Annotated in this window: 16 protein-coding genes; 8 read left to right on the top strand and 8 right to left on the bottom strand. The window is 64.1% G+C overall.

Translation table 11 applies throughout. From position 1 onward, the window contains the following. Window positions 1-102: 102 nt before the first annotated feature. The 4 genes from ACOOFO_RS06190 to dmpG all read left to right on the top strand — a co-directional run bounded on the left by ACOOFO_RS06190 (window position 103) and on the right by dmpG (window position 4,167). On the top strand, window positions 103-948 hold the full coding sequence (locus ACOOFO_RS06190; protein WP_420429005.1) for an alpha/beta fold hydrolase: 846 nt from the start codon (window positions 103-105) through the stop codon (window positions 946-948). Beyond that, entirely contained in the window at window positions 945-1,742 is a 798-nt protein-coding gene (locus ACOOFO_RS06185; protein WP_420429003.1) for a fumarylacetoacetate hydrolase family protein, read from the top strand. Before ACOOFO_RS06190 ends, ACOOFO_RS06185 begins: the two co-directional genes overlap by 4 nt. Before the next feature lie 21 nt (window positions 1,743-1,763). After that, a complete protein-coding gene (locus ACOOFO_RS06180; protein WP_420429001.1) occupies window positions 1,764-2,681 on the top strand; it encodes an acetaldehyde dehydrogenase (acetylating) in 918 nt (305 codons plus the stop codon). A gap of 439 nt (window positions 2,682-3,120) precedes the next feature. Continuing rightward, window positions 3,121-4,167, top strand: coding sequence for a 4-hydroxy-2-oxovalerate aldolase (gene dmpG, locus ACOOFO_RS06175; protein WP_420428999.1), 1,047 nt, complete (start codon window positions 3,121-3,123; stop codon window positions 4,165-4,167). Window positions 4,168-5,810: 1,643 nt separating this feature from the next. On the opposite strand, the gene ACOOFO_RS06170 is transcribed toward dmpG, so the two are convergent. Together ACOOFO_RS06170 and ACOOFO_RS06165 are read right to left on the bottom strand one after the other, a co-directional pair. Beyond that, window positions 5,811-6,323 carry a nuclear transport factor 2 family protein gene (locus tag ACOOFO_RS06170; protein WP_420428997.1) on the bottom strand — a complete coding sequence of 171 codons (513 nt, stop codon included), beginning with the start codon at window positions 6,321-6,323 and terminating at the stop codon, window positions 5,811-5,813. 57 nt (window positions 6,324-6,380) lie between these two features. Then, a complete protein-coding gene (locus tag ACOOFO_RS06165) occupies window positions 6,381-6,698 on the bottom strand; it encodes an SCP2 sterol-binding domain-containing protein (RefSeq protein ID WP_420428995.1) in 318 nt (105 codons plus the stop codon). Window positions 6,699-6,884: 186 nt separating this feature from the next. Between ACOOFO_RS06165 and ACOOFO_RS06160 the strand changes: the two genes are divergently transcribed. From ACOOFO_RS06160 to ACOOFO_RS06150, 3 genes are read left to right on the top strand one after another with little or no spacing between them, the layout of a single operon-like run. After that, a complete protein-coding gene (locus ACOOFO_RS06160; protein WP_420428993.1) occupies window positions 6,885-8,000 on the top strand; it encodes a DUF1214 domain-containing protein in 1,116 nt (371 codons plus the stop codon). Next, window positions 7,997-9,184, top strand: a complete 1,188-nt coding sequence (locus tag ACOOFO_RS06155; protein ID WP_420428991.1) for a sulfotransferase family protein — start codon at window positions 7,997-7,999, stop codon at window positions 9,182-9,184. The genes ACOOFO_RS06160 and ACOOFO_RS06155 overlap by 4 nt, the downstream gene beginning before the upstream one ends. A gap of 45 nt (window positions 9,185-9,229) precedes the next feature. After that, window positions 9,230-10,018, top strand: a complete 789-nt coding sequence (locus ACOOFO_RS06150) for an SDR family oxidoreductase (RefSeq protein WP_420428989.1) — start codon at window positions 9,230-9,232, stop codon at window positions 10,016-10,018. A gap of 58 nt (window positions 10,019-10,076) precedes the next feature. On the opposite strand, the gene ACOOFO_RS06145 is transcribed toward ACOOFO_RS06150, so the two are convergent. Together ACOOFO_RS06145 and ACOOFO_RS06140 are read right to left on the bottom strand one after the other, a co-directional pair. Continuing rightward, entirely contained in the window at window positions 10,077-11,075 is a 999-nt protein-coding gene (locus ACOOFO_RS06145; protein WP_420428987.1) for a flavin reductase, read from the bottom strand. 38 nt (window positions 11,076-11,113) lie between these two features. Then, window positions 11,114-13,033, bottom strand: coding sequence for a DUF1302 domain-containing protein (locus ACOOFO_RS06140; RefSeq protein ID WP_420428985.1), 1,920 nt, complete (start codon window positions 13,031-13,033; stop codon window positions 11,114-11,116). 194 nt (window positions 13,034-13,227) lie between these two features. Between ACOOFO_RS06140 and ACOOFO_RS06135 the strand changes: the two genes are divergently transcribed. Then, on the top strand, window positions 13,228-14,649 hold the full coding sequence (locus tag ACOOFO_RS06135) for a WS/DGAT/MGAT family O-acyltransferase (protein WP_420428983.1): 1,422 nt from the start codon (window positions 13,228-13,230) through the stop codon (window positions 14,647-14,649). A gap of 34 nt (window positions 14,650-14,683) precedes the next feature. Here the strand turns inward: ACOOFO_RS06135 and ACOOFO_RS06130 are convergent, their stop codons facing one another. The 4 genes from ACOOFO_RS06130 to ACOOFO_RS06115 all read right to left on the bottom strand — a co-directional run bounded on the left by ACOOFO_RS06130 (window position 14,684) and on the right by ACOOFO_RS06115 (window position 18,558). Beyond that, entirely contained in the window at window positions 14,684-15,004 is a 321-nt protein-coding gene (locus tag ACOOFO_RS06130; RefSeq protein ID WP_420428981.1) for a 2Fe-2S iron-sulfur cluster-binding protein, read from the bottom strand. A gap of 10 nt (window positions 15,005-15,014) precedes the next feature. Beyond that, window positions 15,015-16,250 (bottom strand): NAD(P)/FAD-dependent oxidoreductase, encoded by a 1,236-nt coding sequence (locus ACOOFO_RS06125; RefSeq protein WP_420428979.1) that lies wholly within the window; start codon window positions 16,248-16,250, stop codon window positions 15,015-15,017. 216 nt (window positions 16,251-16,466) lie between these two features. Beyond that, on the bottom strand, window positions 16,467-17,342 hold the full coding sequence (locus ACOOFO_RS06120; protein WP_420428977.1) for an SDR family oxidoreductase: 876 nt from the start codon (window positions 17,340-17,342) through the stop codon (window positions 16,467-16,469). Window positions 17,343-17,346: 4 nt separating this feature from the next. Then, on the bottom strand, window positions 17,347-18,558 hold the full coding sequence (locus ACOOFO_RS06115; protein WP_420428975.1) for an acyl-CoA dehydrogenase family protein: 1,212 nt from the start codon (window positions 18,556-18,558) through the stop codon (window positions 17,347-17,349). Window positions 18,559-18,968 lie beyond the last annotated feature (410 nt).

The following is an 18,968-nucleotide window of genomic DNA, read 5'->3' as shown; positions in this document are numbered from 1 at the left end:
CATGCTAGGCAGTCGTCCCGCGGCCGCCGTCATCCAAAAGGACGACGCACTGCCAGGCAGACATCGCGAGCATGTGCCGCACCATTCAGAGGTTGCGAGCATATGAGCGGGACGCCTATCCCCGAGGGTGAGTACTGCACGACAGCGAGCGGTCTGCGCCTGCACTATCACGTGCACGGTGATGCAGGCCGCCCTGTCGTGGTTTTTCTGCACGGCAGCGGCCCCGGCGCGAGCGGCTACAGCAACTTCAAGCACAACTATGGCGTGCTGGCCGAGGCCGGCTATCGCGTGCTGGTTCCGGATCTTCCGGGCTATGGTCTTTCCGACAAGCCGGAGGACCAGGAATACATCAACGACTTCTTTGTCGAGACGCTGCAGGAGTTGCTCGATGGCCTGCAGATCACCCAACCCGTGACGCTGCTGGGCAATTCCCTGGGGGGCGCCATCGCGCTCGGTTTCACGCTGGCGCAGCCGGAGCGGGTGAAGAGCCTGATCCTGATGGCGCCGGGCGGTGTCGAAGAGCGCGAAGCCTACTTCGAGATGGAAGGCATCAAGCGCATGGTCGCGCTCTTCGCCGAAGGCCCGCTCAATTTCGATGCGATGAAGAAGCTGCTGGGCTTTCAGCTCTATGACGCCCGCGACGTCAGCGACGAGGTCGTGGCCGAACGCGTGGCGGTCTGCGCCGAGCAGCCGCGCACGGTCCTTTCCACCATGCGGGTACCCAACATGGAAGCCCGGCTTGGTGAGATCACCTGCCCCGTGCTGTGCTTCTGGGGCGTGAATGACCAGTTCAACCCGCTCAGCGGGGCGCAGAAAATCGCCGCCGGTTGCCCCGATGCCCGTGTGACACTACTCAGCCAGTGCGGGCATTGGGTGATGGTCGAACACCGCGACTACTTCAACCGGGCCTGCGTGGATTTTCTCAACCACGAGGTATTTGCGGCATGAGTCTGAGCGACATCACCTGCAACGGCATCGGCGACGACCTGTTCAATGCGCTGCGCAAGCGCGAAACCATCGAGCCGCCGAGCACGCTGCATAGCGGCATGACCATCAACGATGCCTACCAGATCTCGCGCCATTTTCTGGCGCGGCGTACCGCCGAAGGCGAGAAGGTGGTCGGCAAGAAGATCGGGGTGACCAGCGCCGCCGTGCAGGAAATGCTGGGCGTGCATCAGCCCGACTTCGGCTTTCTGACGGACGCCATGCAGGTGGAGGACGGCGCCACCGTCAGCCTGGCGCAGTACCAGTTGATCCAGCCGCGCGCCGAGGGTGAGATCGCCTTCGTGCTCAAGAAGGAACTCCAGGGCCCCGGGGTGACCGAGGCCGATGTGCTGGCGGCGACCGAGTATGTGTGCCCCTGTTTCGAGATCGTGGACTCGCGCATCACCGATTGGCGTATCGCCATACAGGACACCATCGCGGACAACGCCTCCTGTGGCGTTTTCCTGCTGGGAACCGCCAAAGCGGACCCGAACGCCCTCGACCTTGCCGCAGTACAGATGCGCATCACCAAGAACGGCGAACACGCCGCCGACGGCCAGGGCAGCGCGGTGCAAGGGCACCCCGCCACCGCCATCGCCTGGCTGGCCAACACCCTGGGTGAATACGGCATTCCTTTGCTTGCGGGCGAAACCATTCTTTCCGGCTCGCTGGCGCCGCTGCTCCCCGCACGGCCCGGCGATCACTTTCATCTGACACTCGACGGTATCGGCGAAGCCAGCGTGGCCTTCGCCGCCTGACCGCACGGGAGGCACTACCCCATGGCCAAGATCCGCTGCGCCATCATTGGCTCCGGCAACATCGGCACCGACCTGCTCGCGAAGCTGCAACGCAGCGAACTCCTCGAACCCGCCTGGATGGTCGGCATCGACCCCGACAGCGACGGGCTGCAGCGTGCACGCGAGGCGGGACTCAAGACGACCGCCGACGGCGTCGACGGGCTGGTCCCGCACGCCGAAGCCGATGGCATCCGCATTGCCTTTGACGCCACCTCGGCCTATGTGCACGCCGAGAACAGCCGCAAGCTCAACGAGGTCGGCGTGCTGATGATCGACCTCACGCCGGCGGCCATCGGCCCCTACTGTGTGCCGCCGGTCAATCTGGCCGAGCACGCCCACGCGCAGACGATGAATCTCAACATGGTCACCTGCGGCGGGCAGGCCACCATCCCGATGGTGGCGGCCGTGTCGCGCGTGCAGCCAGTCAAGTACGGCGAGATCGTCGCCACCGTCTCGTCCAAGTCCGTGGGCCCCGGCACGCGCAAGAACATCGACGAATTCACGCGCACCACCGCCGCCGCGGTCGAGCGCATCGGTGGCGCGCAGAAGGGCAAGGCCATCATCGTCATCAACCCGGCCGATCCGCCCATCATCATGCGCGACACCGTGCACTGCCTGACCGTGGATCCGCCCAAGCACAAGGAAATCGAGGAATCGGTGCGCGACATGATCGCCGAGGTGCAGAAGTACGTGCCGGGCTATCGCCTGGTCAACGGGCCCGTCATTGACGACGAGGAGCACCGGGTGACGAATTATCTGGAGGTGGAAGGCCTTGGCGACTACCTGCCCAAGTACGCCGGCAACCTCGACATCATGACGGCGGCCGCCGCGCGCACCGCCGAGATGTTCGCGGAACGCATGCTGGCGGGCGAGATGGTCGCCACGGCGGAGACGGCGTGAGACGCAGCCCCCTCACCCCTACCCCTCTCCCCGAGGGGAGAGGGGATGTTTATTGGAGGTCCCGCCTCGCTTTTCCCTTCGCCCCAGTGGGGAGAAGGTGCCGCGCAGCGGCGGATGAGGGGGACACGCAGCCTGTCAAAAGCACGCGCAGCGCCAGGTATCACGCGCCCAGCGAATGCAGACACCCCCTCACCCCTACCCCTCTCCCCGCGGGGAGAGGGGATGTTTATTGGAGCCCCGCCCCGCTATTCCCCTCTTCCCGCGCAGAGAGGGGACGTTTATCGGAGGCACCGCCCCACTTTTCCCCTCTTCCCGCGCAGATAGGGGACGTTTATTGGAGGCACCGCCCCGCTTTTCCCTTCGCCCCATGGGGGAGAAGGTGCCGCGCAGCGGCGGATGAGGGGGCGGCACGGAATATCGCCATGAAGAGGATCGCACCATGAATCTCGAAGGTCGCAAAGTCACCGTTCACGACATGTCGTTGCGTGACGGCATGCACCCCAAACGCCATCAGATCACCGTTGAGCAGATGCGCCAGGTCGCGCGCGGCATGGACGAAGCCGGTGTGCCGCTGATCGAGGTCACCCACGGTGACGGCCTGGGCGGCGCCTCGGTGAACTACGGCTTTCCAGCCGCCTCCGACGAGGAATACCTGCGCGCAGTCATTCCGGAACTGAAGCAGACCAAGGTCTCTGCCTTGCTGCTGCCCGGTATCGGCACCGTGGATCATCTGAAGATGGCGGCGGACTGCGGCGTGACCACCATCCGCGTGGCCACGCATTGCACCGAGGCCGATGTCTCCGAGCAGCACATCCAGCTCGGTCGCGAGATGGGCCTGGACACCGTCGGCTTCCTGATGATGGCGCACATGATTCCGCCGGAGCAGTTGGTCGAACAGGCCCTGCTTATGGAGTCCTATGGCGCCAATTGCCTCTACGTCACGGATTCCGCAGGCTACATGCTGCCCGAAGACGTCACCGCGCGTGTGGGCCTGCTGCGCGAAAAGGCCAAGCCGGAAACGGAAATCGGTTTCCACGGCCACCACAATCTGTCCATGGGGGTCGCCAACTCCATCGCCGCCGTCGCGGCCGGTGCCAACCGCATCGATGCGGCCTGCGGCGGCCTGGGTGCCGGGGCCGGCAACACGCCGACAGAGGTCTTCGTCGCGGTGGCCAATCGCATGGGCATCGAGACCGGCGTCGACCTGTTCAAGATTTCCGACGTGGCGGAAGACCTGATCCAGCCCATGCTGGACTTTCCCATCCGCATCGACCGCAATGCCCTCACGCTCGGTTACGCCGGTGTGTACTCATCCTTCCTACTCTTCGCCCAGCGCGCCGAAGCCAAGTACGGCATTTCGGCACGCGAGATCCTGCTGGAGTTGGGACGCAAGAAGATGGTCGGTGGTCAGGAGGACATGATTGAGGACACGGCGCTGACCATGGCGCGAGAGCGCGAGACGGCAGGGACTACCGCCAAGGCCTGATCAGCCCGTCGCTGTACGGCATCGCAGCGATGCTGCGAGGCGGCGAGCCAGTCCCTGTGCCCTTGGCGGGTGGTCGGATCGGGTGGCGCGCGCAGGGGGGAGGAGCGACCGAATTGCCAGCGGCAAGTCGCAGCGCGACGACCGCCCGGACATGGATGTCCGGGCCGGGGGGCGGCTCTCGGGAACATTGCGCCACGGATGGCGAGCACAACCCACAACATTAGCGCCGGTAGAGCGTGCGGCGTATCCGCGCCAGGCCACCCGTGGGCACATGGCTTTGGTTCCTTTGGCCGTAACCAAAGGGACCCGCGCGTTCTCATTGATCCACTCGACAGTGGATTGCTTCAGAGCGCGGAATCTGTGGCACTGAGGTCCAGATTCTGGGGTGGCTAAACGACCACCAGCGCTCAGAGTTCCGCACCTATGTTGCATGGCGCTTCGGTCTGATCACTCTGCCCGGTGCGGGTCCCTTTCTCTGCTTGCCCAGAGAAAGGAACCAAAGAGAAGGCACCCCACACCCGCGCCGGCCCTAGTGGGCCGGGCCCCTACGTATCGCCTGTGCTCGGGGTCGGCCTGACACGACGTCCCTGTCGTGACAGGCCTTGGCTGGCCGTCCATGGCCAGCCACTCCCTGCGCGCAGGCGCTACTCCGGCGCGGGTGGAGGGGACTCCATACGGCTCGTCGCTTCGCGACATCGCGGCAAGCTAACCGTGCCCTTGTCGGGTGGCCGGATCGGGTGGCGCGCACAGGGGGTGCGAGACAGGACGTCGAGCAAGCGCCGTCACGACAGGGACGTCGTGTCGGCGCGTACCCCGAGCACGACGCCTGATCCGGGCACCTGGGTCGGCGTAGCCGGCCCAGGCCACCCGTGGGCACCCCGGCTTTGGTTCCTTTGGCCGTAACCAAAGGGACCCGCGCGTTCTCAGTGATCCAGTCGAGAGTGAATTGCTTCAGAGCGCGGAACCCTTGGCGATCTGGTTGCAATTTTGGCTGCTCCAATAACCACCTACGCTCTAGTTCCGCACCTTTGATGTACTGAGCTCTGATCTGAGCACCCTGCCCGGTGCGGGTCCCTTTCTCTGCTTGCCCAGAGAAAGGAACCAAAGAGAGGGCACCCCACACCCACGCCGGCCCTGTCGGGCCGGGCCCCTACGTAGCGCCTGTGCTCGGGGTCGGCCTGACACGACGTCCGTGTCGTGACAGGCCTTGGCTGGCCATCCGTGGCCAGCCACCCCCTGCGCGCAGGCGCTACTCCGGCGCGGGTGAAGGGGACTTCATACGGCTCGTCGCTTCGCGACATCGCGGAATGACGGCGATGCTGCGGAGCGGCGAGCCAGTAGGAAATGTGCCCTTGGCGGGTGGCCGGATTGGGTGGCGCGCGCAGGGGGTGCGAGACAGGACGTCGAGCAAGCGCCGTCACGACAGGGACGTCGTGTCGGCGCGTACCCCGAGCACGACGTCCGATCCGGGCACCTGGTGCGGCGTAGCCGCGCCAGGCCACCCGTGGGCACCATGGCTTTGGTTCCTTTGGCCGCAACCAAAGGAACCCGCGCGTTCTGGGTGACTCACTCGGGAGTGGATTGCTACAGAGCGCGGAACCCTTGGCGATCAGGTTTCAGACAAGGAAGGTGCGCAACAACTCCTACGCCGCATCCTGCGCCGGCTGCGGCGGTGCCCCCGCCATCACCCGCCGCAACGCATCCTCTCCCAGCTGGATCACCAGCGTGGAATGCACGATGCACCGCGTCGCGGCGATCTTCCAGCCATCGGGCGTACGGCGATAGCGGTCTTCGTAGCGCGCGCCGAGCTGGGTCAGGGTCATGTCCTGGGTATTGATGAGCTGGTACTGCAACGCCCAGTCGCCTTCCGCTTCATCGGGCCCGGTCAATCGAATACGCGGATTGAGCCCGTGATGCATTTCGACCATGTGCGGATGACAGCCGACATCCCGAAACACGGCCACCAGGGCATCGGCATTGTCGAAACAGCCGATGGCGCCGTAGTCGATATCGACCGGGCCATCCACGAAGCAGGCGCGCATGCCTTCGGGGTCCTTGGCATCGCACACTGCGAAATAGTGGGATTTAAGCGCGCGAATGGCTTCGCGGTCTTCCAGCGCCTGGATGCGTTGCTCCAGGCTTTGTTCCTGTGACATGTCTCCTCCTGAACGAAAACGGCCCGGTCGATGACCGGGCCGCGTCGCCAGCTCTGATCAGCTCATCTTCGCTTGGTCGAAGAAGCTCTGCAGACGCTGGCCCAGCATCATGTCGCCTTCCAGCTGCAGCTTGCCGGTCATGAACGCGGTCATGCCGTTGAGTTCACCCTTGAACAGCTGGATGAGGTCCTCGTCTTCCATGATCAGCGTCACGTCGGCGTTGTCCGCCGTCCCTTCCGTCACGGTGCATTCGCCGTTCTTGATCGTGCAGTACACCGGGGTCGAGGTGTTGAACTGCAGAACGCACTCGGTGTCACCCGCAGCCTCGGCATTGAATGCGTTGGGAAGCTGCTTGAGGAATTCCGCTGCGGTCATAAAGTCTCCTATCAGGAAAGTATGGGTGTCATGCCAATACGTGTGGCTTCCTGATGTTGCCAGAGTACCGAGAGCAGCGTGCGAGGGTAATCACCCTTTCGCATGAGTTTGTCTACTGCATAAAGGTGACGTAGTGGTTCCGTCCTGGTTCTAGCCTTGGATGCAGCATATAAGGAGGAGACCACTATGTCCGTCGACGCGGACCACGACGTCGTCAGCGGCGAGGCCTGGGCACGCTTCTGCGATCAGCTGAAAGCAGCGGGCGACCAGATACTTCGACCGGAAACACCCCTTACCCCTCACGATCGCGCGGAAGGCTTTCGCTATCTGACCCGCCTACTGCGCATCGGCCTGGAGATGCATCTGGAGTTTGCCGATCCGGCTTTTCCCGGCTTCTTCTCCCCCTCGCACGAAACGGCGAAGATCGGTGCCGACAATCCGGACAACCTTTATCTCATGGGACGCATCGACGGCCGCTACGACTACATTGTCGAGGGCGACCGCGGCAGCGTGGCCTATCTTTCCTTCGGTGCGCAGAAAGGCGGCTACGAGCGCGACGGGAAGATGACACAGACGGGCTTTCTGGATGCGGCCGACATGGCCATCGATGCGGACGGTCGATTTTCCATCGTCCTCAGCCAGCAGCAGCAATCGGGCAACTGGGTCCGTCTGGAACCCGAAAGCAATGCCCTGATCGTGCGCCAGACCTTCAATGATCGCGCCGCGGAAGCCCCGGCGCGCGTCACCATTCGTCGAGCGGATCCCAACGCGGCTCCGGAGCCACTGACCGCGGCGCGGCTGCAGCAGGCGCTGTCGCACACGGCGAACTTCGTGGAAGGCACGGCCCGCCTGTTCGCGGATTGGGCCCAGAGCTACCAGCCCCACAGCAACACCCTGCCCCCGGCAGACCAGGCGCTTTGCCAGAGCGTGGGGGGCGACCCCAACATCGTCTACTACCACTCGCACTGGAAGCTGGCGGAGGAAGAGGCTCTGGTGATCCACCTGCCGCGCATCCCGGACTGCCGCTTCTGGAATCTGCAGATCAACAATTACTGGATGGAGTCGCTGGACTATCGCTACCACCGCATCCATCTCAATCAGCACAGCGCTCAGGTGGCCAGCGACGGCAGCGTGACCATCGTATTGGCACATCGCGACCCCGGTCACCCGAACTGGCTGCAGACAGCCGGGCATACCAGCGGCACCCTCTGCCTGCGCTGGGTCGGGGCCAGCGAGCAGGTCGACCCGGAGACCGAGGTGGTGAAGCTCACCGCGCTACAGCAACGGGTACACACCGCATGAGCACCCAGGATTCCTTGCAGCCTGCACTACTCCTCGACCAGGCACGCCAGATGACGGGCGGGCTCACAGACTTCGGTGATCCGAGTTTCCGGCCGGGACTGGAACAACTCTGCCACGCGCTCAACACCGAGGCCCGCCTATCCCCACAGGGCCTTGCGACCTTTGATCAGAAGCTCACCGCGCAGCTCGCCAACCGGCTGTGGATGGAGGATGCCATCCGTCGGCACCCAGAGATTCTGGACGAGGTGATCGCACCGCCGCTGATCATCGTCGGCCTGCCGCGTACCGGCACCACCAAATTGCACCGGCTGCTGTCGCGCGACCCGCGCTTCTACTGGATGACCTTCTGGGAATCGCAGATGCCGGTGCCGCTGCCCGGGGAAGCCATCGATGACCCAAGCCCGCGTATCGATCAGGGCCAGGCCATCGTCGACATGATGACCAGCGCCATGCCGGAGCTGATGGCCATACATCCGATGGAGAATCGGGAGGCCGATGAGGAGTTCATGCTCATGGAGCATTCCTTCCTCGCCGACTTCAATGCCTATGCGCATATTCCCAGCTACATGGACTGGCTGGTCGCGCAGGACGAGCGTCCTGCCTACAGCCTTCTGATCCGCATGCTGCAGTACCTGCAGTGGCAGAAGCGTCAACGCGGCATCACGGCCCAGCGCTGGATTCTGAAGGCCCCGCATCATCTGCATCGCATGGCCCTGCTGCTGGAAAGCTTCCCGGGCGCCTGCGTGGTGCAGACCCATCGCGACCCGGTGGAATCCATCCCGTCGATCGCAAGCTTCGTGCATACGCTGCACGCCATCTACAGCGACAGACCCGACGCAAAAGCCGTGGGCGCCAGCTGGAGCGCGCGCATGCGCAGTGGCCTCGAACACACCATGGCAGCGCGCGACCGCGCCGGTGACAGCCACCAGTTTGTGGATGTGTCCTTCAAAGACACCGTCACTCAGCCGCTGCAGGTCCTGGAAAACCTCTACGCCACCATCGGCTGGGACATCGATGACGCCACCACCGAGGCAATGACGCAGTGGCTGCGGGCCGACGCCGAACATCACGCACAAAGCGCGCATCGCTACAGCGCAGAGGATTTCGGCCTCAGCGCCGAAGGCCTGCGTCACGATTTCGCGGCCTATATCGCGCGGCATCTGCACACCCCCCGCGCCGCCTGAGGCGCAGCTTCCCAAACGTAAGAACAAAAAGAGGAGATCGTCACCATGCTGCAGGGCAAGATCATTGTCATCTCGGGCATTGGCCCCGGACTGGGCGTCAAGCTGGCCGAGGAGGCCGCACGCGCCGGCGCCGCCGGACTGCTGGTATCCGCACGCACCGCCGCCAAGCTGGACGATGCCGAAGCGCGCGTGCGCGCCGTGAACCCCGATTGCCAGGTCTGCAAGCAGGTGACCGACATCACCGATGCGGCAGGCTGTCAGGCGCTGGTGGACCAGGCGGTCGCCACCTTCGGCCGTATCGACGGTCTGGTCAACAGCGCCTTCGTGCATGGCGCCATGGACTACGCCTCGAGCGCGGACCTGGATAGCTGGATGGAACCCATCGGCACCAATCTGCTAGGCACACTCAAGCTCACGCAGGCAGTGGCCAGGCAGATGCAGCAGCAGAAGCACGGTGCCATCGTCATGATCAATACCATGGCCGTGCGCAAGGTACCTCCTGTGGGAGAAGCCGGCTATGCCGCCTCCAAGGCCGCACTGGCGACCTCGGTGAAGTATCTCGCCAAGGAGCTGGGGCCCGACAACATCCGCGTCAACACCGTGCACATGGGCTGGATGTGGGGCGCGCCGGTGCAGGGCTACGTGCAGTGGCAGGCCGAGCAATCCGGCGTGTCGGTCGAGGACATCAAGGGCCAGATTGCGGCCAACATCCCGCTCGGCATCGTCCCGCCGGATGAGGAATGTGCGCGCTCGGCGCTGTTCTTCGTGTCGGACTATTCGCGCGTGGTCACGGGTGCCTCGCTCGACGTCAATGGCGGCGAATACATGCCGTGAGGCGTGCAAACGGTGTCGCAGGTCCCGCCACGGCGGGTCCTGCGGCGCCAGAGGCGCATCAGCCCGTCTTGCGCTCCGCGTCGTCCCCGCTTTCGGGGTGCCAGATACTGCCGACATCCGGGTCGAGCACAGCCAACAGTTGATTGAGCAGTGACTTGAGCACGGTGTCCTCGTCCGGGCCAAGGCCGGCAAGAACCTGCGACTCGACCGCCTTGGCCACCGAGATCAGCTGCAACGCGAGTTCGCGCCCGCTCTCGGTCAGGTGAAAGCAGGGGGCTCCACTGCTATCGCTGGCACGCGTCAGCAGACCCCGCTCGATCAAACTGCCCAGCGTCTGCTCGCAGCAATGGTCGAGCACACCGGCGGTGAGCTTGTCGAGATCGGCGCTGGTCATCTGCGGCTTCAAGGTCATGGCCGAGAGCACGTAGAACTCCTCGTCGCTCAGCCCGGCCTCGCTCAAGTGCGGCCGGATGCGCGAGAAGAATCGGAAGTGACTGCGACCGAGCAGATAGCCGAGAAAGTCCTCGCCAAAGCTCCCCGCCAGATAGGGCTCGCCCGGCTTGCTGTTGACGCGCTGTGTGGCGTGCGCGTAGCGCCCGCCATGAAAGACGAGGGGCGGATTCTCGGAATGGTCGTAGGCGGCCACCTCACCAATGAAGATGAGGTGGTCCCCGCCCTGATAGCTGGAAGCCGTACGGCACTGGAAGCGCGCCGTGCACCCCTGCAGCAGGGGAATGTTGCCCAGCCCGGATTCGATGTCCAGATCGGCGAACTTGTTCTCGCCCCGCTTGGCAAAGCGGGTGGAGAGATCCTCCTGATCGGTCGACAGGATGTGTACGGCCCAGTACTCGGCATCGCGGAAGGCGGGCAGGCTCATCGCGTCATTGGCCAGACTCCAGAGCACCAGCGGCGGATTCAGCGAGACCGAATTGAAGCTGTTGACGGTGAGCCCGACAGGCTCGCCCGCGGCGTCGCGTGTCGTAATGATCGTGACGCCGGTCGCGAAACTGCCCAACGCTCTTCGAAATGCTCGGGCGTCAAAAGCCTCTGCCGTCATGCCTTCCCCTTGTTGCTTGTGCGGCGTGGTAGGGCGCTCTAGAAGCCGTACTTGATATCGAGCGCGAGATAGTCGCGGTCGGTGAACGGATTCTTCGCCTGGAAACTCTGGCCGATGGTCTCGGTAGGGTCGCCAAAGAAGAAATTGTAGGCGAGCCCAAACTGCAGGTTCTGCAGATACTGCATGTTGACGCCCAGCGTGAGGCGACGGTCCTGCTCACCGAACAGCGCGCCGAAGGAGCCCGCCTGCGCAGGATTGCCATAGGTCAGTTCCGCATAGGAGATCGTGCCCCCCATATCCCAGCCGGAGAAGACGTTGCGCTTGCGCGGCAGCATCAGCAACTGGAAGCCCGCCGCATCATTGTCGATGAAGAACAGCTCGTCACCGTCACCAGCGGGCTGGATGCCATCCTGCGGATTCTTCAGTGCTTCTACATCCAGCACGCGAATGTACTGCACTTCACCAACGATATTGACTTCGTCAAGCCACGTCACCGGCGGGTTGAAGGCCGAGATTGCCGACACCAGACCCTGTACCGTCTCGCCACGACGCGGCACCGGGAACGGCACACCCGAGGCAGTGGTCAGCACGTCGATATTGATGCCGTCACGGTAATTGACTTCGCCCGCCACGCTCAGACCGAATAGCGTCGTCGAGAAACTGACGTTGTACAAGTCGATGTCGTTGAAGTAGCGCACGCTGTAGGCCACGGGAACGGCCTGATTGATCAGGCCCGTCGTCAGCTCGACGCCACCCAGCTCGCCGATCTTGGCGAAGCCGGTCCGGAACTGCAGCGCCGGATTGGGGTTGTGGTAGTTCAGATAATGGAAGCCGATGGAGGTGGACATTGTCAGGCGATAGTCCAGGCCGATACCGAATTGACCGTCATCGCTGGGTCGGATGTCGCTTTCCCGCACGGTCAGAATGTATTCCGGTGCATTCAGGAGCGTGCCGCCCAAGCCGCCCACGTTGCACAGCCCGCTGAGGTCGCTGAGCGGCCCGAGCAGATTGGCCAGCACCTCGTTGAATTGCCCCACATCCAGCAGGCCGGGACAACCATTGAGGAATGCCGGGTTGATCGAGCCGTAAGCGAATTGCGCACCTGGACCAAGAATGTCCGAGGGCGAGAAGTACGAACCGACCGGGAAGATTTCGTTCTCTTCGAAGACAAACTTGTAGTAGGCCTTCAGCGTGAGGTCGAAACCGATGCCCAGGGTGGCCGACACCTGCGGGCTGGGAAGCAGAATGTCCTTGACGTTGGCCCCAGGGACGAAGCTTGCATTGGCGTCCGCCACGCCCATGTCGCGCGCCATGCCGCCGAAGAAGAGCGCTTCGCCCCACGACACCACGTGCTGGCCGAGGCGCATGTTGATGAAGGACGCCTCGCCGAAGGGGAAGTCCGCGATCAGATAGGCATCCAGCAAGCGCGCACGACGACCAACCTCCGAGCGCATGGCCGACGAGAATTCGTTGGTGTCGTCCTGCTCGGGCGACTCTCCATCCTCGTCGTAGCGGTTGAGGAACTCCGCGTTGCGGTTGTCATTCGGCCGCATGTAGACGCGGTCATACCAGGCATTGCCGCTCAGCAGAAAGGCGAAGTTGTCGCGCTCGAAGCTCATCTCCGCCAGTACGCTGGCGCGATTGTTGATGAGGCTGTACTTCTCGAAATTGCGGTTGCCATCGTCCGAGTTCGAGGCCGTCGGCAGGCCGGTCCGGTCGAAGCCGACGATCTGCCCTTCCGGCAGGACGCGGGGTTCCAGCGGGTCGGGCTCGCCATTCAGCAGGTTGGGATCCTGATCCTCCATGCGCATGGCGGCCGAGTAGCTGAAGGTCAGCTTGTAGCTGCCGTCGATGTCGAACGGCAGGCTGAAATCGGCAGCCATCGCCGGTGCACACAGTACGGCGCTGCCAAGCATCACAAACTGCCGCGCAGATACCGCCGCCAAGATTCGCTTCATGTCGGTTGTCCCCTCTCACGAAATGCTTCCCCCTTTCTGTGATGGGGGAGTTGCTTGGCGGTAACACTAGTTGGACAGGGCTTGCGGGCAATCACCCAAACTGACTAGTGCTCATGCGGCAGTATCCGACACGCACATTCACATGACGAAGCGGTACCCTAGATGCCAATAATCACAAGTGGGGGAGCCAGACAATGCATCGACTCGGGTTACTCGATACCGCCTTTCTGCGCATGGAATCCCCGCGCACCCCGATGCATGTCGGCGGTCTGATGACCTTCCGGCTTCCGGAGGACGCCGGACCGGACTACCCCCGCTCGATTGTCGAGCGGCTGCGCGCCTTCCCCTACATGCCGGCGCCCTTCAACTGCCGTATTCAATGGCCACTCTCGCGCGCCATGCCACCACGCTGGGTGGAAGCGGACACAGACGTCGAATACCACATTCGCCACTCCGCGCTCCCGCATCCGGGTGGCGAACGCGAACTGGGCGGCCTGGTGTCGCGGCTGCACTCCAACGCCATGGACCTGGATCGCCCACCCTGGGAGATGCACATCATCGAAGGCCTGGAGAACAAGCGCTTCGCGCTCTATCTCAAGGCGCATCACAGCGCCATCGACGGCATGGGCGCCATGAAGATGGTCCGCACCTGGTTGTCCACGGACCCCAGCGAGACGCGCAGTCCGGGCGAGATGACCGCGGCCAAGGAAGCCGAGCGCGGTGCCGACACCCGCGCCCTGCAGGATGAAGCCGATCAACACGATCACCACCTGCGCGCGGCGCTGGAGCGCTATCTCCACAACGGCCGCCTGCGCGTGGAAACGGCGCGGGACCTCGCGGCCACCTTCTATCGCCTCGGTCAGGGCGGAGACAACAGTGTCATTCGCGCCGCCCTGCGAACGCCAGCCACCCCTTTCAATCAGCGCGTCACCGCACAGCGACGCCTCGGCACGCAGCTCCTCGACCTGAAGCGCTTCCAGGCCATCGCCGAACGCATGGACTGCACGATCAACGACGTGGTGCTCACCATCTGCGGCAGTGCCACACGGCGCTACCTGCAGGAACATGACGCACTGCCGGACGGGCCGCTGACGGCCTCGGTTCCGATTGCCCTGCCGCGCAGCGATGGCAAAAGCGGCAATGCCGTGAGTGGCTTCGTCTGCCCGCTAGGCACCGATATCTCCGACCCGGTGCAACGCCTGCAACGCATCAGCACCATTACCCATCGCACCAAGGAGCAGATGCTGTGCGCCTCCTCGGCGGCGCTTGAGCGGTTCGGCAGCTTCGGCATGGCGCCGCTGATGCTGGGCCAGCTCACGGGTACGTTGCCGAAATGGCCGCCCCTGTTCAACGTCATCGTCTCCAACGTGGTGGCGTCGAAAGAAAAGCTCTACATGATGGGCGCCGAGCTGGAATCGCTCTATCCGATGTCGATCCTGTTCGACGGCTACGCCCTCAACCTGACCGTGGTCGGCTACGCCGGCAAGGTCTGTGTGGGCTACACCGGCTGCCGCGATGCCATTCCGTCCCTGCAGCGGCTCGCGGTCTATACCGGTGAGGCGCTGAACGAGCTGGAGGCAGCCGTGGGGACAGCGGAAGCCGCACTCTCGGCCTAAAGCGGCGAGCGTTGCGCCGCCGCGCTCAGCTGCCTCAAAGCTGGCCGGCGGGGATGCGCAGCATCATGCCGTCCAGGTCCTCGGTCACCTCGATCTGACAGCACAGCCGGCTGTGCGCGAGGGGCTCCACGGCGCCCTCCAGCATCAGGGTCTCCATCTCATCAAGCGGTCCCAGCGCCTCGAACCACGGGGCATCGATGTAGACGTGACAGGTGGCGCAGGAGCAGCAGCCACCGCACTCCCCCACGATGCCGGGGACCTGGGCGGCAGTCGCCGCCGCCATCACGCTCTGGCCCACCGTTGCCTCGACCGTGTGTGTGACGCCGTCCGGGGTGAGGAAGTGCAGCTGGGGCATAGCGTCCGGGTTACTCGGGCAGGAAGGCCTTCAGTGGCACTTCGGGATCGGCCAGCCGGGCCCGGTCCGGTGCGATGTTGAGCGTGACGAGCTTCTTGGCAAACATGAAGTCCTGGGGTCGCCCGACGGAGTCGGCGGCGATCAGCTGCCCCTCCCGCAGGTAGAAGGCCGAAAAGCGCTTCTCGGCGGCGGGATCGCCGCGCAGCACGATGTCGTCATAACCGCTGGACAATCCGGCCATCTGCAGCTTGCAATCGTATTGATCGGACCAGAACCAGGGCACGGCGTCGTAGGGGCTCTCCGCCCCGAGCATCGTGCCGGCCGCCACACGTGCCTGCTCCATGGCGTTCTGCACGGATTCCAGTCGGATGCGCTCACCCGCGAAGCGGTTGGGATGATTGGCGCAATCGCCAGCCGCCACAATGTCCGGATCGCTGGTTTGCGCACAGGCATCGACCACGATGCCGTTATCGACCTCCAGACCGGCGGCCTCGGCCAATTCCACATTGGGAATCAAACCGATGCCAACCACCACCACATCGGCCGGAATCACGCTGCCATCACCAAGCCGTACGCCTTCGACCTTGTCCGTGCCTTCGATGGCCTCCACCCGAACGCCGGTACGCAGGTCGACACCCGCTTCCCGGTGCACGCGTTCGAAAAAGGCAGAGACGACCGGCGCCGTGACGCGTGCCAGCACCCGGTCGAGGGTTTCGACCACGGTGACCGTCATGCCCGCCTTGCGCGCCGACGCCGCCACCTCCAGGCCAATGAAGCCACCGCCGACGATGGCCATGCGGGTCTCGGCACTGCACTGCGCGCGGATCGCGTCGACGTCCGCCAGGCTGCGCAGCAAGAAGACCCCGTCAAGATCACTACCTGGGCAGGGCAACGGCCGTGCACGGCCGCCCGTGGTCAGCGCCAGCTTGTCGTACTGCAGACTGCGGCCATCCGACAGCGTCACGCTGTGCGCCGCACGATCGATGGCATCTACCGTGACTCCGGCGAAAAATTCGATGCCATTCTTCTCCAGCTGCGGCGGCTTGAGCACCAGCAGGCTGTCTGCCTCGGCATCCCCGGAGAAATAGGCCTTGGACAGTGGAGGCCGGCGATACGGGGCGACCGGCTCGTCGCCGATCAAGCTGATCCGCCCTTCGAAACCGCGCTTGCGCAGTTCGCTGGCCACCTCGGCACCTGCCTGTCCCGCCCCCACAATGACGTAATGCTGGTCGCTGCTTTCGCTCATGATCTCTGTCGAAGGACACTTGACTGCATCCTAATCGGGTGCCTTCTCCAGGTACATCAGCCGTTCGCATGACGTCTGTGTTGCAGCGCGTGGACAGCGCAAGGGAATGGCTTGCGCATGACATCCAGGCGCTGGCAGAGCAGCCACAGAAGGCAAGCCAACCGCTGAAGGCGCAGGGCCTGCGCGGTTTCGGATCAGGGGATGCGCCGCGCTGCCTCAGGCGTACCAGTCGGGCCGGCCGTTGGTCCACAGCTCCCCCCAGAGACGGCCACCGCCGTCGACGGTGAGGACTTCACCCGTGACGAATTGGGCGGAGGGCGCTGCCAGATAGACGCAGGACTCGGCGATCTCCATCGGAGTACCCGGTCGCTTCATTGGATTGGCACGCGGGAACTCGCGTTGCCCTTCGGGCGGGTACACCAGCAGTCCTTCGGTGGCTGTCAGCCCCGGGGCGATGCAATTGACGCGAATGCCGAGAGGCGCCCATTCCACCGCCACCGTACTGGACGCGCCAATGATGCCGGCACGGGCGGCCACGGTGTGCGCCACACCCGGCATGCCGCGCTCGGTGACAACGACGACATTGACGATGGCGCCACCGCGGTCGGCGTCGCGCCAGCCGCGCGCGGCGCGCTGCATCATGAACCAGGTGCCGTTGAGGTTGTTCTGAATGACCGCGTTCCAGCCATTCGGAGAGAAATCGATGGCGTCGGCCGCGAATTGACCACCCGCGTTATTGATGACGATGTCGGGCATGCCGACCTCATCCGCAATGCGTGTATACAACGCATCCACCGCCTCGGCGTCGCGGACATTGACGCTGTAGGCGTGCATCGCGGCGCCGCGCTCATGAGCGAAGGCTGTGACCGCATCCAGCTTTTCCTGCGTGCGACCGCAGATCACCACGCGCGCACCCAGGCGCGCGCACAGCAGCGCCACCGCGCGACCGATGCCGCTGCCTCCACCGCTGACCAGCACCACCTGTCCCTCGAGCAGGTCGGCGCGGTACACCGTCGGCGCGGCCCAGACCGCTTCCGGGGTGTTGTTGGCCAGCTGCTGCTGGAGCCAGTCCTCGCGGGCGCCATCCGACACGGGATCAGCCTCCAAGCAGTTCACCGCTGATGATCAGCTTGCGCACCTCGGAGGTCCCGGCGCCGATCTCCAGCAGCTTGATGGAGCGATACAGGCGGTTGACCTCATGCTCCCAGATATAGCCATTGCCGCCGTGCACCTGCACCGCGTCATTAAGGACCTGGTTCATGGTTTCCGCCACGAACAGCACCCCGGCCGCCGTCAGCTTGTGAATCTCGCCGCGGCCACCGTCTTCTTCACCCACCACATTGGCGGCACGCAGCGTCTGATAGGTGTAGAGGCGCATGGCTTCCACGCGCGTATACATCTGCGCGATCTTGTCCTGCACCATCTGGAAGTCGCTGATCGGCCGCCCGAACTGCTTGCGCTGCTTGACGAAGTCCAGCGACAGCTCGAGCGCACGCTCAGCGATGCCGAGACAGATCGGAGAAATCATGGCGCGTTCCAAATCCAGGCCGGACATCACCACGCGCACGCCCTTGTTCTCCTCGCCCACCAGATTCTCGACCGGTACGCGGCAATCCTCGAACACCAGCTCGGCGGTCTGGCTGCCGCGGAAGCCCATCTTGATCAGCTTCTGCGCCACCTTGAAGCCCGGCATGTCCTTCTCGACCAGGAAGGCCGAGATGCCGTGCGCGCCCTTGTCCTTGTCCGTCTTGGCGTAGACCAGCAGCACGTCGGCCACCGGGCCGTTGGTGATGTACAGCTTGCTGCCGTTGAGCACGTAGTGATCGCCATCACGCACTGCCGTGGTGCGCATCGAACCCAAGGCGTCCGAGCCGGCACCCGGCTCGGTCAGGCCCAACGCACCGATCAACTCGCCGCGGCACATGCCCGGCACATACTTCGCCTTCTGATCGGCGTTGGCATTGCGCAGGATGTTGTGGAGGCAGAGGTTCTCGTGCGCCACCCAGGACAGTGCCAGCGCATGGTTCCACCGGCCAAAGGCCTGCAGCACCAGCCCGCTGGTGAAGACGTCCATGCCCGAGCCCCCGAGCGACTCGGGCGCCGTGATGCCGAAGAAACCGGTCTCCCCGATCTTCGGGAAGATGTCCTCTGGCCACCATTCCTCGTTGTCCATGCGCTCTGCCAGCGGATACAACTCCGCCTGCGCGAAGCGATCCGCCTGATGCAGGATTTCCAGTTCTTCCAGAGAGAGACCGGTGAAGGCCTGGTACACAGAAGGCCGATCAGCGGCCGGGGTGCTATCGGGCATGATGTTGCGCCACTCGTGAGTTGGACTTACCACAGAGGCTAAAGGGTGGAGCGGGGTGTGCCTTCGTCCGATGAGATGAGCTTGAGGGCTTGTCTCAGTTTTGCATGGCGCCCTGTTTGGGCTTCGTGATCAGATGGCTCCGTCATGCATCCCAGTTGTGGAGCTCTGAGATTTGGTGGCCATTGGCGCAACCACTATCGCACCCCACTGCCAAGGGTTCCGCGCTCTGAGGCAATCCACTGTCGAGTGGATCACTGAGAACGCGCGGGTTCCTTTGGTTACGGCCAAAGGAACCAAAGCCAGGGTGCCCACGGGTGGCCTGGGCCGGCTACGCCGACCCAGGTGCCCGGATCAGGCGTCGTGCTCGGGGTACGCGCCGACACGACGTCCCTGTCGTGACGGCGCTTGCT

Origin of the sequence: Algiphilus sp., assembly GCF_965216485.1 — a bacterium.
Lineage (GTDB): Bacteria > Pseudomonadota > Gammaproteobacteria > Nevskiales > Nevskiaceae > Algiphilus.
Note: the sequence above shows the minus strand (reverse complement) of the source record. Positions and strands in the feature narration are given on the sequence as shown.

Coding starts and splice junctions, on each gene's coding strand:
- ACOOFO_RS06165 (WP_420428995.1), bottom strand. CDS start 6,698: ATGACCGCAGCGGAATTCCTCAAGCAGCTTCCCAACGCATTCAATGCC.
- ACOOFO_RS06170 (WP_420428997.1), bottom strand. CDS start 6,323: ATGTCACAGGAACAAAGCCTGGAGCAACGCATCCAGGCGCTGGAAGAC.
- ACOOFO_RS06180 (WP_420429001.1), top strand. CDS start 1,764: ATGGCCAAGATCCGCTGCGCCATCATTGGCTCCGGCAACATCGGCACC.
- ACOOFO_RS06125 (WP_420428979.1), bottom strand. CDS start 16,250: ATGAGCGAAAGCAGCGACCAGCATTACGTCATTGTGGGGGCGGGACAG.
- ACOOFO_RS06130 (WP_420428981.1), bottom strand. CDS start 15,004: ATGCCCCAGCTGCACTTCCTCACCCCGGACGGCGTCACACACACGGTC.
- ACOOFO_RS06190 (WP_420429005.1), top strand. CDS start 103: ATGAGCGGGACGCCTATCCCCGAGGGTGAGTACTGCACGACAGCGAGC.
- ACOOFO_RS06160 (WP_420428993.1), top strand. CDS start 6,885: ATGTCCGTCGACGCGGACCACGACGTCGTCAGCGGCGAGGCCTGGGCA.
- ACOOFO_RS06115 (WP_420428975.1), bottom strand. CDS start 18,558: ATGCCCGATAGCACCCCGGCCGCTGATCGGCCTTCTGTGTACCAGGCC.
- ACOOFO_RS06155 (WP_420428991.1), top strand. CDS start 7,997: ATGAGCACCCAGGATTCCTTGCAGCCTGCACTACTCCTCGACCAGGCA.
- ACOOFO_RS06150 (WP_420428989.1), top strand. CDS start 9,230: ATGCTGCAGGGCAAGATCATTGTCATCTCGGGCATTGGCCCCGGACTG.
- ACOOFO_RS06140 (WP_420428985.1), bottom strand. CDS start 13,033: ATGAAGCGAATCTTGGCGGCGGTATCTGCGCGGCAGTTTGTGATGCTT.
- ACOOFO_RS06145 (WP_420428987.1), bottom strand. CDS start 11,075: ATGACGGCAGAGGCTTTTGACGCCCGAGCATTTCGAAGAGCGTTGGGC.
- dmpG (WP_420428999.1), top strand. CDS start 3,121: ATGAATCTCGAAGGTCGCAAAGTCACCGTTCACGACATGTCGTTGCGT.
- ACOOFO_RS06185 (WP_420429003.1), top strand. CDS start 945: ATGAGTCTGAGCGACATCACCTGCAACGGCATCGGCGACGACCTGTTC.
- ACOOFO_RS06135 (WP_420428983.1), top strand. CDS start 13,228: ATGCATCGACTCGGGTTACTCGATACCGCCTTTCTGCGCATGGAATCC.